The 12298-nt window shown below is 60.1% G+C and carries 11 protein-coding genes; 3 read left to right on the forward strand and 8 right to left on the reverse strand.

The genetic code is table 11. The features are described from left to right. Window positions 1–49 precede the first annotated feature (49 nt). From Q0Y21_RS13465 to Q0Y21_RS13495, 7 genes are all read right to left on the reverse strand, one after another. Window positions 50–628, reverse strand: coding sequence for a peroxidase-related enzyme (locus tag Q0Y21_RS13465; RefSeq protein WP_297796432.1), 579 nt, complete (start codon window positions 626–628; stop codon window positions 50–52). Further along, window positions 625–1533: a hydroxymethylglutaryl-CoA lyase gene (locus tag Q0Y21_RS13470; protein WP_297796435.1), complete on the reverse strand. Its 909-nt coding sequence runs from the start codon at window positions 1531–1533 to the stop codon at window positions 625–627. The genes Q0Y21_RS13465 and Q0Y21_RS13470 overlap by 4 nt, the downstream gene beginning before the upstream one ends. Continuing rightward, complete coding sequence (locus Q0Y21_RS13475) at window positions 1533–3536, reverse strand: acetyl/propionyl/methylcrotonyl-CoA carboxylase subunit alpha (RefSeq protein WP_297796438.1); 2004 nt, start codon at window positions 3534–3536, stop codon at window positions 1533–1535. Before Q0Y21_RS13475 ends, Q0Y21_RS13470 begins: the two co-directional genes overlap by 1 nt. Beyond that, on the reverse strand, window positions 3536–4342 hold the full coding sequence (locus tag Q0Y21_RS13480) for an enoyl-CoA hydratase-related protein (protein WP_297796441.1): 807 nt from the start codon (window positions 4340–4342) through the stop codon (window positions 3536–3538). Before Q0Y21_RS13480 ends, Q0Y21_RS13475 begins: the two co-directional genes overlap by 1 nt. Before the next feature lie 14 nt (window positions 4343–4356). Then, window positions 4357–5964 carry a carboxyl transferase domain-containing protein gene (locus Q0Y21_RS13485; protein WP_297796444.1) on the reverse strand — a complete coding sequence of 536 codons (1608 nt, stop codon included), beginning with the start codon at window positions 5962–5964 and terminating at the stop codon, window positions 4357–4359. Window positions 5965–6144: 180 nt separating this feature from the next. Beyond that, entirely contained in the window at window positions 6145–7311 is a 1167-nt protein-coding gene (locus tag Q0Y21_RS13490) for an isovaleryl-CoA dehydrogenase (RefSeq protein WP_297796447.1), read from the reverse strand. Between the two features lie 27 nt (window positions 7312–7338). Continuing rightward, window positions 7339–7788: a MerR family DNA-binding transcriptional regulator gene (locus Q0Y21_RS13495; RefSeq protein ID WP_297796450.1), complete on the reverse strand. Its 450-nt coding sequence runs from the start codon at window positions 7786–7788 to the stop codon at window positions 7339–7341. A gap of 194 nt (window positions 7789–7982) precedes the next feature. Between Q0Y21_RS13495 and Q0Y21_RS13500 the strand changes: the two genes are divergently transcribed. The 3 genes from Q0Y21_RS13500 (at window position 7983) to Q0Y21_RS13510 (ending at window position 11265) form a co-directional block, all read left to right on the forward strand. After that, window positions 7983–8744, forward strand: a complete 762-nt coding sequence (locus Q0Y21_RS13500; RefSeq protein WP_297796453.1) for an SDR family NAD(P)-dependent oxidoreductase — start codon at window positions 7983–7985, stop codon at window positions 8742–8744. A gap of 22 nt (window positions 8745–8766) precedes the next feature. Further along, window positions 8767–9918 (forward strand): acyl-CoA dehydrogenase family protein, encoded by a 1152-nt coding sequence (locus Q0Y21_RS13505; protein ID WP_297796456.1) that lies wholly within the window; start codon window positions 8767–8769, stop codon window positions 9916–9918. A gap of 165 nt (window positions 9919–10083) precedes the next feature. After that, window positions 10084–11265, forward strand: a complete 1182-nt coding sequence (locus Q0Y21_RS13510) for an acetyl-CoA C-acyltransferase (RefSeq protein ID WP_297796459.1) — start codon at window positions 10084–10086, stop codon at window positions 11263–11265. A 6-nt stretch (window positions 11266–11271) separates the two neighbouring features. Here the strand turns inward: Q0Y21_RS13510 and Q0Y21_RS13515 are convergent, their stop codons facing one another. Beyond that, on the reverse strand, window positions 11272–12276 hold the full coding sequence (locus tag Q0Y21_RS13515) for an AraC family transcriptional regulator (protein ID WP_297796462.1): 1005 nt from the start codon (window positions 12274–12276) through the stop codon (window positions 11272–11274). Window positions 12277–12298: the final 22 nt, after the last annotated feature.

Raw genomic sequence — 12298 nt, forward strand, 5'->3', positions numbered from 1 at the left:
TCTCTGCCTCCATTGTTTTTGTAGTCAAGGGCGAGCAGTGTCGAACCTGCTAGCGAGTCTGGCTGTGATACTCCGGGTTTGGCTGCATATCGCTGGCGATGGCCACGCGATTGGACATGTTGTAGAAACCGATCAGGTTGCTCAGGTCCCAGATGGCACGGTCGCTGAGACCGACGTCCCGCAGGGCCTGAATGTGTTCTTCGGTGACGGTGGCCGGTGAACGGGTGAGGTGGGATGCAAAATCCAGCATGGCTCGCTGGCGTTTGTCGAGTCTGGCGCTGCGGTAGTTCATCACCATGTGTTCACCCAACTGGGGATCGCCGCTCAGCAGGCGAACGGCAGCGCCGTGGGCCACCAGGCAGTAGTAGCACTTGTTCTCGGACGAGACCACCACGGCCACCATTTCCCGCTCCAGCTTGCTCAGCTCGCCTTCGCCCAGCATCAGTTCGTTGTACAGGCGGGTGAAGCCTTCGAGCTGTTTCAGGTTCTGGCTGTAGGCGGTCAGAACATTGGGGATCATGCCCAGTTTTTCCTGGCAAATCTGGAAGTACTTCTGGGTGTCTTCCGGCATGTCGCGGATCTCGGGGATCGGCAGGTCCAGGGCCACCACGTTCTTGTTCTGGTTCATGCGCATTGTCCTCCAAGTGCCTGACCAACTTTGGAACCGTTATGGCGCCTGAGCTGGCGGCTGATCCAGTCGCCGGTGGCGACCAGTTTGTCCAGGTCCACGCCGGTTTCGATGCCCAGGCCGTTCAGAAGGTATAGCACGTCCTCGGTGGCAACATTGCCGGAAGCGCCCTTGGCGTAGGGGCAGCCGCCAAGGCCGGCGACGGACGCATCAATCACCGCTACGCCTTCTTCCAGTACCGCGTAGAGGTTACCCAGGGCCTGACCATAGGTGTCGTGGAAGTGGGCGGCCAGTTTCTCGACTGGCACCTGCGCGGCCACGGCTTCGAGCATGCGCTTGGCTTTCAGCGGTGTGCCCACGCCGATGGTGTCGCCCAGGGAGATTTCGTAGCAGCCCATATCCGCCAGGGCTTTGGCGACTTTGGCCACCTGTTCGGGCGCGATGTCGCCTTCGTAGGGGCAGCCCAGCACGGTGGAGACATAGCCCCGCACCGGGATGCCGGCTTTATTGGCAGCCTCCATCACCGGTGCAAAGCGGTCGAGGCTTTCGGCGATGGAGCAGTTGATGTTTTTCTGGCTGAAGGATTCGGATGCGGCACCAAAGACGGCCACTTCGTCCACCCCCGCTGCCAGGGCATTCTCGAAGCCCTTGAGGTTGGGGGTGAGTACGGAGTAACGAACGCCCGGTTTGCGGTTGATGCCGGCCATGACCTCGGCGGCATCACCCATTTGCGGCACCCATTTGGGGGACACGAAACTGGCGGCTTCGATGTGGGTCAGGCCGCAGTCGGCCAGCCGCTCTATCAGTCCGGTTTTGATGGCGGTGTCGATCACCGGGCCGGGTTCGTTCTGCAGGCCGTCCCGGGGGCTCATTTCAACCAGTCGCACGTTCTTCGGAAAGGCCATCAGCCTGCCTCCTTCTCCGCGTCTGCGGTGACTTCAATGGCGATCAGTTCGGCACCTTCGGACACCTGGTCGCCCTCGGCGAAGAAGATGTCGGTAACCACGCCATCGGCCGGGGCCTTGATGGCGTGTTCCATCTTCATGGCTTCCATGATGACCAGGCTCTGGCCAGCTGTAACCTTCTGGCCCACTTCAGTCTGTACAGCGACGACGGCACCGTTCATAGGCGCTGACAGGCTGCCTTCGCCGGCCATTTCCTCGAGGCCGTAGGTTTCCCGGTAAAGGGTGCACTGGAAGGTGTCGCCTTCGTAGAACAGCACCAGTTTGTCGTTGTGCAGGTTGCCATGAATGCTGATGCGATGGCCGTTGATCACTGCCTGCAGGTAGTCGTCGTCCAGCCGGGCGGTGAGGTTGTATACGCTGCCGCCAACGTGCATCTGGTAACGGTCGTCCCGTTCCAGCACCTTGAGTTCGTGGATGTCTTCGCCCACCTGCAGCTTCAGCGGCTGGGCGTATTCGGAGTTCATGCGCCAGCTGTTCTGGCGGCCAAACGGTGACCAGGGATCGGTGCTGACCACTTCCCGGGACTTGCGCTGCTCCAGCACGAAGCCGGCAGCCAGTACCAGGGCCTTGTGGGTGTCCAGTTTGGACTTCGGGAACAGCAGCTCCCGGTGCTCATCGATAAACCCGGTGGTCAGGTCGGCTTCGCGGAACGGCTGGGCATCGGCCAGTGCGTGAAGGAAGCGGATATTGGTCTTCACACCGGCAATGCGGTAATGCTCCAGGGCCTGCACCATGCGGTTAATGGCCTGGTCCCGGGTTTCATCCCAGACGATCAGCTTGGCGATCATCGGATCGTAGTGGATGCTGATCTCGTCGCCTTCGGTGACGCCCGTGTCCACGCGCACGTGGACGCTTTCGTCAGGGGTGCTCAGGTAACGCAGGTTGCCGGTGGCGGGCAGGAAGTCCTGATCCGGGTCTTCGGCGTAAATCCGCGCTTCCAGGGCGTGGCCCCGGGTTTTCACCTGGGACTGTTCCAGCGGCAGGGGCTCGCCCCAGGCCACTTTCAACTGCCACTCCACCAGGTCCTGGCCAGTGACCATTTCGGTGACCGGGTGCTCCACCTGCAGGCGGGTGTTCATTTCCATGAAGAAGAAGGAGCCGTCCACGTCGTAGAGGAATTCCACGGTGCCGGCGCCCACGTAATTGATGGCCTGGGCCGCTTTCACCGCCGCTTCGCCCATGGCTTTGCGGGTTTCTTCCGACAGGCCCGGGGCCGGCGCTTCTTCCAGTACTTTCTGGTGGCGGCGCTGCACGGAACAGTCCCGCTCGGCCAGGTAAACGCCGTGGCCATCCTGATCACAGAACACCTGGATTTCCACGTGGCGCGGCTGGGTCAGGTAGCGCTCGATCAGCATGTCCGGGTTGCCGAAGGCATTCTTGGATTCCCGTTTAGCCGCGGCCAGGGCATCGTCAAAGTCCTCCAGTCGTTCAACGACACGCATGCCTTTACCACCGCCGCCGGCGACGGCTTTGAGCAGCAGCGGGAAGCCGCACTTTTCGGCTTCGGCGCGCAGGGTTTCCGGTGACTGGTCGTCACCGTGGTAACCGGGCACCAGCGGTACACCGGCTTTTTCCATAATCGCCTTGGCGGCGGATTTGGAGCCCATGGCGGCAATGGCCGAAGAGGGCGGGCCGATGAAAACAATGTCGTTGGCTTCGCAGGCTTCGGCAAACTGGGTGTTTTCCGAAAGGAAGCCGTAACCCGGGTGAATGGCCTGGGCACCGCTTTCCTTCGCTATCTCGATGATCTTGTCGGACCGCAGGTAACTTTCGGAGCTGGGGGCGGGGCCGATGTTGAAGGCTTCGTCGGCCATGGCCACGTGCCGTGCGTCGGCATCGGCGTCGGAATACACGGCGACGACACGAATGCCCATGCGGTGGGCGGTCTGTATGATCCGGCAGGCGATTTCGCCCCGGTTGGCGATCAGGATTTTGCTAAACATTATTTTTCCTCCGGAACCCAGTTGGCCTTGCGCTTGTTCAGGAAGGCGCTGAGTCCTTCCTGGCCTTCGGCACCTACCCGGATGTCGGCGATGCGTTGTGCGGTGTCTTCAATCACGTCATTGCCGATATGCTTGTGGCTGACGGCGAACACCAGATCCTTGGCCGCCTGCATGGCTTCCGGGCCGTTGAGGGCGAGCTGTAGCAGCAGTTCGTCGCAGCGGCGTTCCATGGCGGCTACGTCGTCACACACTTCGTGTACCAGGCCGAAGTGCTCCGCTTGTTGGGCAGTGAATATCTCAGCGGTGATGAAATAGCGCCTGGCCTGGCGTTCGCCTATGGCCCGTACCACGTAGGGGCTGATCACTGCGGGAATCAGGCCGAGTTTCACTTCGCTCAGACAGAAACTTGCTTTCTCCGTTGCGAGAACGATATCGCAGCACGCGGCGAGGCCGACGGCGCCGCCAAAAGCCGCACCCTGTACCAGGCCAATCACCGGCTTACCGAGGTGGTTCAGGGTGTCCATCAGCCGCGCGAGTTCTCGTGAGTCGTCCAGGTTTTCCTGTCGGGTGTTGTCCGCCATGCGGCGCATCCAGCCCAGGTCCGCGCCGGCGGAGAAGTGCTTGCCTTCGGATCGAAGGATCACGATGTTGGTGTTTTTGTCGGCATTCACTTTTTCCAGCGCGTTGATCAGTTGCTGGATGATAACGTCGTCGAACGCGTTACGTTTGTCCGGGCGGTTGAGCACCACTTCGGTGACACCCTTGGCGCGTTGGTTGAGCATTACTGCTGATTCCTGATCGGTCATGGCGCTGTCCTCCATTACATGCGGAACACGCCGAAGCGTGTTGGCTTGGCCGGGCGGTTTAGGGTGGCGGACAGGCTCAGGGCCACGACCTCACGGGTCTGGGCCGGGTCGATGACACCGTCGTCCCATAGGCGCGCGCTGGCGTAGTAGGGATGGCCCTGTGCCTCGTACTTGTCGATGACCGGTTGCTTGAATTCGGCCTCTTCCTCGGCGCTCCATTCCTGGCCCTTGCGCTCCATGCCCTCGCGTTTTACCTGGGCCAGCACGCCGGCAGCCTGTTCACCGCCCATCACGGAGATGCGGGCGTTGGGCCACATCCACAGAAAGTCCGGACTGTAGGCGCGGCCGCACATGCCGTAGTTGCCGGCGCCAAAGCTGCCGCCGATCAGTACGGTGATCTTGGGCACGTTGGCGCAGGCGACGGCCATGACCATTTTGGCGCCATGCTTGGCGATGCCTTCTGCCTCGTATTTCTGGCCCACCATGAACCCGGTGATGTTCTGCAGGAACAGCAGCGGGATGTTGCGCTGGCAGCACAGTTCGATGAAGTGCGCGCCTTTCTGGGCCGCTTCGCTGAACAGGATGCCGTTGTTGGCGATGATGCCCACCGGGTAGCCGTGGATATGGGCGAAGCCGGTGACCAGGGTCTGGCCGTAGTAGCGTTTGAATTCGTCGAATTCGGAGCCGTCGACGATACGGGCGATGACGTCGCGCACGTCGAACTGTTTGCGCAGGTCGGTGCCGACGATGCCGTAGATTTCTTCGGCGTCGTACAGCGGTGCCTTGGGCTTGCGGATCTCCACGTCGGTCGGTTTGCGGCGGTTGAGGTTGGAGACGCTGCGCCGGGCAATTTCCAGGGCGTGGGCGTCGTTCTCGGCGTAATGGTCGGCGACACCGGAAATCTTGCAGTGTACGTCCGCACCACCGAGGTCTTCGGCGCTGACCACTTCACCGGTGGCGGCTTTAACCAGTGGCGGGCCGGCCAGGAAGATGGTGCCCTGGTTGCGGACGATGATGGATTCGTCAGCCATGGCAGGCACGTAGGCGCCGCCGGCGGTACACAGGCCCATGACCACGGCAATCTGCGGGATGTCGTCGGCGGACATTCTGGCCTGGTTGTAGAAGATGCGGCCGAAGTGGTCACGATCCGGGAAGACTTCGTCCTGTCGTGGCAGGTTGGCGCCGCCGGAGTCTACGAGGTAGATACAGGGCAGGCGGTTCTGCAGGGCGATTTCCTGGGCGCGCAGGTGTTTTTTCACGGACAGCGGGTAGTAGCTGCCGCCTTTTACGGTGGCGTCGTTGGCGATGATCATGCATTCGGTGCCGGACACCCGACCGATGCCGGCGATGACGCCGGCGGCTGGGACTTCTTCGTCGTAGACGTTGTAGGCGGCGAACTGGCCGATTTCCAGGAAGGGGGAGCCGTCATCCAGCAGTTGGTTGATGCGTTCCCGGGGCAGCAGTTTGCCACGTGCCAGGTGTCGTTCCTGGTAGGTGGGGCCGCCGCCTTGCTGGATGGTGGACACTTTATCCCGCAGGTCGGCCACGGCGGATGCCATGGAGTAATTGTTGGCCTCGAATTCTTCAGACCGAGTGTTGATTTTGCTCTGGAGTATAGTCATAGGGCTTCTTGTCCGTGCATCGGAGTCCGTGCGTCGGGCCTGCGGGCAGAGCGATTCGGGAACCGCTACGAGCACATCCATGTGCGCTTCTCTCAGGCCATCCTTGGCCTTCGAAATTCCCGAATCGCTCTGCCCGCAGCCCCTCGTCAAACTTGGGTGCTGTCTTCCGGTCGGTAAAACTTACTTGTTCAGGAACAGTTCCCGGCCGATCAGCATGCGGCGGATTTCGGACGTGCCGGCGCCGATTTCGTACAGCTTGGCGTCACGCAGCAGGCGGCCTGTCGGATATTCATTGATGTAACCGTTGCCGCCGAGCAGCTGGATGGCGTCCAGGGCCAGTTTGGTGGCCATTTCGGCGGAGTAGAGGATGGCGCCGGCGGCGTCTTTGCGGGTGGTTTCGCCGCGGTCGGCGGACATGGCGACCATGTAGACGTAGGACTTGGCGGTGTTCATCCAGGTGTACATATCCGCCACTTTGCCCTGGACCAGTTCGAATTCGCCGATGGCCTGGCCGAACTGTTTGCGTTCGCGGATGTAGGGAACGGTGACGTCCAGCGCTGCCTGCATGATGCCCAGCGGGCCGCCGGAGAGGACGAGGCGTTCGTAGTCGAGGCCGCTCATGAGAACTTTGGCGCCGTTGCCAACACCGCCCAGGACGTTTTCCTTGGGCACTTTGCAGTCTTCGAACACCAGTTCACAGGTGTTGGAGCCGCGCATGCCGAGTTTGTCGAGTTTCTGGTGGCGGCTGAAGCCCGGGTAATCGCGTTCAACGATGAAGGCGGTGACGCCCCTGGAGCCGGCCTGGGTGTCGGTTTTTGCGTAGATGACGTAGGTGTGCGCGTCCGGGCCGTTGGTGATCCACATTTTGTTGCCGTTGAGGACGTAGTGGTCGCCGGCGTCTTTGGCGCTCAGTTTCATGGAGATGACGTCGGAACCGGCGTTGGGCTCGGACATGGCCAATGCGCCAACGTGTTCACCACTGATCAGTTTCGGCAGGTATTTCTGCTTCTGTTCTTCGGTGCCGTTGCGATGAATCTGGTTTACACAGAGGTTGGAGTGGGCACCGTAGGAAAGGCCGACGGAAGCAGACGCACGGCTGATTTCTTCCATGGCGATCACGTGGGCGAGGTAGCCCATGTCTGAGCCGCCGTATTCTTCTTTCACGGTGATACCCAACAGGCCCATATCACCCATTTTGCGCCACAGGTCCATGGGGAATTCGTTGTTGCGATCGATTTCCTCGGCGCGGGGCGCGATTTCGGAGGCGGCGAAGCCGTTGATCTGCTCGCGGAGCATGTCGAGGGTTTCGCCTAGGCCGAAGTTGAACTCTGTGTATTGTGATTTCATTGTTGGCTACCTTGTTGTTCTCGCAAATTATTTCTGTTCAGCGGATGCTGGCGCCTCTCTCTCGGCACCTTTCTGTTGCCGCTTGCGCTTCTGTAGGTCTGCAAGTGCTTCCCGGCACCGCGCTTCGGCGGTGTCCATTTCCATTTCCGCCTGGGCAATGTCGTTCTTCTGCTGTTCCAGCTGGGCGCGTTTGTTGTCCAGAATGGTCAGCATTTTCAGTAACTGCTTTTCGTTGCCGGTGAGGGTTTCATCCCACAGGTCGAACAGTTCTTTGGTCTCCGCCAGGGAAAAACCCATACGTTTGCCCCGGAGAATGAGCTTCAGTCGAACTCTGTCTTTCGAACTGAAAATCCTCGTCTGCCCCCGTCGGGAGGGCTTCAGCAAGCCCTGATCCTCATAGAAGCGGACGCTTCGTGTTGTAACGTCGAACTCCTTGGCGAGTTCGCTGATGCTGTACGTGCGTTTTTCTTCTGCCATGGCGATTTCCTTTTTAGACTAAGGTTAGATAAAGTTTACGTAAACGTAAAGTAAATTTTGGGTGTAAAAGGGACGATTTTCAGAATTGAATTTTTTAACAAATTTTGTGGCGGAATATGTCATGGCATGGGAGCCGAGCCTGGAACACACTTTACAACAACCAGATTTGAGTGTCTGACAACAAGGAGAACGCTATGGAATTTCAGAATGTACCGGCCATTGTTACCGGTGGTGCATCCGGATTGGGTGAAGGGGCCGCGCGTGCTCTGGCGGCGGCGGGCTGCAAGGTCGCCATTTTTGACGTGCAGAAAGAGCAGGGTGAGGCCGTGGCCCGCGATATCGGCGGGCTTTTTGTTCACTGCGATGTGACCTCATCGGAAAGCGCTGAGGCGGCGATGGCGACAGCCCGTGAAGCTCACGGTCTCTGTGGTGTGGCCGTGAACTGCGCCGGTATCGGGCCGGCGGCGAAAATTCTGGGTCGTGACGGTGTGATGCCTCTGGAGAGTTTCAGCAAGGTTATTCAGGTGAACCTGATCGGAACCTTTAACATCCTGCGTCTGGCGGCAGCGGATATGGCGCAGCGTGAACCCAACGCGGATGGTGAGCGGGGGGTAATCATTTCCACAGCGTCTGTGGCTGCCTATGAGGGGCAGGTCGGTCAGGCAGCCTACAGTGCGTCAAAAGGCGGTGTGGTAGCGCTGACTCTACAGGCAGCCCGGGAACTGGCCCGTGAGGGTATCCGGGTGAACACCATTGCACCGGGCCTGTTCATGACGCCGATGTTGGCTGGCATGCCCCAGGAAGTTCAGGACAGTCTGTCGGCCACCCTGCCGTTTCCCAAGCGCCTCGGCAAACCGGAGGAGTTTGGCATGATGGTGGATCAGATGGTTCGCAATCCTATCCTCAACGGTGAAGTGGTTCGTCTGGACTGCGCCCTGCGCATGGCGCCGAAGTGATTGGGGGAAATGGGAGAACGTTATGACTAGTCCGATTGATAAAGAAGAGCTCGAGATGTTCCGGGAGTCCGTCATCAAGGCCCTGGAAGCCGAGGTGAGACCCCACTACGAAGGCTGGGAAAAATCCGGGATTGTGCCCCGTGAGCTTTGGAATACCCTGGGAAATGCCGGCATGTTGTGTGTGGATGTGCCGGAAGAGTGCGGCGGTTGCGGCGCGCCATTCCAGTATTCCGTGGTCGTCGGTGAAGAGCTGGCGCGGCTGGGCTACGGTGCACTGTCCACCAACGTGATGGTGCATTCGGACATTGTCGCCCCCTATCTGAGCCACATCGGCAATGAGGAACAGAAGCAGCAGTGGCTGCCGAAAATGGTCTCCGGCGAAGCGGTTGGCGCGATAGCCATGACCGAACCCGGCGCCGGCAGTGATCTGCAGGCGATCCGCACCAGCGCGGTAAAGGACGGGGATGACTACATCCTCAACGGTTCCAAGACCTTTATCACCAACGGCCAGCACGCGGACATGGTGATCGTCGCGGCCAAGACCGACCCCAACGCGGGTGCCCGTGGCATCAGCCTGTTCCTGGTAGACACCTCCCTGCCGGGTTACAGCAAGGGACGCAATCTCGACAAGATCGGCCAACATTCCGGCGACACCTCGGAACTGTTTTTCTCCGACATGCGCATCCCCGCCTCCGCGTTGCTCGGCGAGGAAGGGCAGGGCTTTATGTACCTGATGCGGGAACTGCCCCGTGAGCGACTGGTGATTGGTGCTCTCGGTGTAGCCGCTGCCCGCGGTGCCCTCGACCTGACCGTGGCGTATGCCCAGGAGCGGGAACTGTTCGGCCAGAAACTGGCCCAACTGCAAAACACCCGCTTTGAGATTGCCCGTATGGAAACCGATTACCGGGTGAACCGCGCCTTCGTGGACCAGTGTATCGATCAGTACGACCGCGGCGAACTGGATGCCCCGACCGCCTCCATGGCCAAGTACAGCGCCACCGAAATGCAGTGCCGGGTGGCGGATGGCTGCCTGCAGTTGTTCGGCGGCTACGGTTACACCACGGAATATCCGATTTCCCGGGCGTTTATAGACGCACGAGTGCAGCGGATCTATGGCGGCACCTCGGAAGTGATGAAAGAGATCATTGCCCGTTCGGTACTGGGCAAAGCCTGATTTCCGCGGGCCAACTCACAAGATAGAGGGGCGAGTGTGGGGACTTCTTTCAGGGACCGTCCAAAACATGGATGTTTTGGTCGAGCGTACATGGACGTATTCACAGCGTGTCCTTGAAAGACTTCCCCATACTCGGCCCTGCACCGAATCCAGAGGACAAATACCATGAGCACCAACGACGTAGTAATAGCAGGATCAGCAAGAACCCCCATGGGCGGTATGATGGGCTCCCTGAGTTCGGTCCGCTCCCCGGAACTGGGTGCGGTATCCATCAAGGCGGCCATTGAGCGTTCAGGTCTGCAGCCGGCGGACATTCAGGAAGTCATTATGGGCTGTGTGTTGCCCGCCGGACTGGGACAGGCGCCGGCGCGCCAGGCCTCCCGCGCTTCCGGTATCCCCGACAGCTCCGGTTGCACCACCATCAACAAGATGTGTGGCTCCGGCATGCAGGCGGTGATTATGGCTCACGACCAGATCAAGGCCGGCACCAACAACGTCATGATTGCCGGCGGTATGGAAAACATGAGCCAGGCGCCTTACCTGCTGCCCAAAGCCCGTGGTGGCATGCGGATGGGGCACGGCCAGGTGATGGACAGCATGTTCCTGGACGGCCTGGAAGATGCCTACGAAGGCGGTCTGATGGGCGTATTTGCTCAGCGCACGGCGGATAAGTTCAACATTACCCGGGAAGCCATGGACGAGTTTGCCATTGGTTCCCTGAACAAATCCCTGGCGGCCATCGAGAGCGGCTGGTTCAAACCGGAAATCGCGCCGGTACGTGTGCCTGGCCGTGGTGGTGAGACGGTGGTGGACACCGACGAGCAGCCGGGCAACGCCCGCCCCGAAAAGATTCCGACGCTCAAGCCGGCGTTCGCCAAAGACGGATCTGTAACGGCAGCCAACTCCAGTTCCATCAGTGATGGCGCCTCGGCGCTGGTTTTGGCGTCCGCAGCGGAAGCCGAGTCCCGGGGGCTGACACCCCAGGCGCGCATTGTGGCCCACGCAACCCATGCCCGTTTGCCGTCCGAATTTACGCTGGCGCCCATCGGTTCCATCGAAAAGGTACTGAAGAAGGCGGGCTGGACGGTGGACGATGTGGATCTGTTCGAGATCAACGAGGCCTTCGCCGTGGTGACCCTGGCAGCGATCAACGAACTGAAGCTCCCGGCCGAGAAGGTCAATGTGTACGGCGGCGCCTGCGCCCTCGGTCACCCGATCGGGTCGTCCGGTTCGCGCATCATCATCACCCTGATGAACGCACTGAAACAGCGGGGCCTCAAGCGTGGGGTTGCTTCGCTGTGCATCGGTGGAGGCGAAGGTACAGCGGTTGCCATCGAGTTACTGTAAGCGGGCCTAATAGTCCTGCTTGCGGTAGGCGAGGGGGCTGAGCCCGGTCCAGTGCTTGAAGGCACGGGAGAAGGCGCCGGGCTCGGTGAACCCCAGCTGGGATGAAATCTCGGTGATGGTCAGGTTCGGTCGCAGCAACAACGTGACCGCCTGATCCCGCCGCAGGTTGTCCTTGATCTTCTGATAGGCACTGCCTTCGGATTTGAGCTTGCGGCTCAGGGTATTGCTGGTCATGTTGAGGTGATCCGCCATCGTCTCCAGAGTCGGCAAGCGATCCTGTTCCATCCCTTCCAGCAGTCTTCGAACCCGGGTGGTCAGGCTGTCGTCATCGTCGGTCCAGACCAGCAGGTTTCGGGGCGAACTCAGGACGAACTCGTCGAGTTCCTCCGGTGTCCGTGTGACCGGCATGGTCAGATACGCCTTGCTGAAGAACAGGCTGTTGCGTTCCTGGTCGAAGTAACACTGGCACGGGAAGACAAAACGGTATTCATCGAAATGGCCGGGCAGCCCGTGCTGAAAGGTGGCGTGGCTGAGCACTATCTTGCGCCCGATCAACCACCCTACCAGCCGGTGCCACACCATCAACAGCCATTCAATCAGGAACTGATCCGGGTCCAGCTCCGGATGGCGATGGGTCATGGTCAGCTCGGCTTCTTCCCCCTCGGTGTTCAGTTCGATCTCAATGTCGTGATTGAACAGCCGGTAGCATCGAATACTCTGTCGGATAACGTCTTCCAGGGTGGCGCTGTGCACCACCAGGGATCCCATCAGATGGAAATGTCCGACCCGGCAAGGCTCGGTAGTGCGCCCCATGAATTCATCATCCAGCACTTTCCACGTCATGCGGAACAGTCGAATGAACTGCTCGGTGGGCAGCCGTGCCCGTGGCGGGTAGATGAAATCCGGATCGATGCCGTTTTTGTGTAACAGATCGGCGATAGGCAGCCCCCGTTCCTCCAGCCCGTGCAGGACGGCTCGGGCATAGTGTGAGGAGAACGTCAGGTTGTGCATGACACGATATCCTTGGTGACAA

This window comes from uncultured Marinobacter sp., assembly GCF_947259545.1.
GTDB lineage: Bacteria > Pseudomonadota > Gammaproteobacteria > Pseudomonadales > Oleiphilaceae > Marinobacter.

Bases quoted from the DNA above. Each gene is read 5' to 3' on its own strand.
- Q0Y21_RS13470 (WP_297796435.1), bottom strand. From the start codon at position 1,533: ATGGCCTTTCCGAAGAACGTGCGACTGGTTGAAATGAGCCCCCGGGAC.
- Q0Y21_RS13510 (WP_297796459.1), top strand. From the start codon at position 10,084: ATGAGCACCAACGACGTAGTAATAGCAGGATCAGCAAGAACCCCCATG.
- Q0Y21_RS13515 (WP_297796462.1), bottom strand. From the start codon at position 12,276: ATGCACAACCTGACGTTCTCCTCACACTATGCCCGAGCCGTCCTGCAC.
- Q0Y21_RS13475 (WP_297796438.1), bottom strand. From the start codon at position 3,536: ATGTTTAGCAAAATCCTGATCGCCAACCGGGGCGAAATCGCCTGCCGG.
- Q0Y21_RS13465 (WP_297796432.1), bottom strand. From the start codon at position 628: ATGAACCAGAACAAGAACGTGGTGGCCCTGGACCTGCCGATCCCCGAG.
- Q0Y21_RS13490 (WP_297796447.1), bottom strand. From the start codon at position 7,311: ATGAAATCACAATACACAGAGTTCAACTTCGGCCTAGGCGAAACCCTC.
- Q0Y21_RS13495 (WP_297796450.1), bottom strand. From the start codon at position 7,788: ATGGCAGAAGAAAAACGCACGTACAGCATCAGCGAACTCGCCAAGGAG.
- Q0Y21_RS13480 (WP_297796441.1), bottom strand. From the start codon at position 4,342: ATGACCGATCAGGAATCAGCAGTAATGCTCAACCAACGCGCCAAGGGT.
- Q0Y21_RS13500 (WP_297796453.1), top strand. From the start codon at position 7,983: ATGGAATTTCAGAATGTACCGGCCATTGTTACCGGTGGTGCATCCGGA.
- Q0Y21_RS13485 (WP_297796444.1), bottom strand. From the start codon at position 5,964: ATGACTATACTCCAGAGCAAAATCAACACTCGGTCTGAAGAATTCGAG.
- Q0Y21_RS13505 (WP_297796456.1), top strand. From the start codon at position 8,767: ATGACTAGTCCGATTGATAAAGAAGAGCTCGAGATGTTCCGGGAGTCC.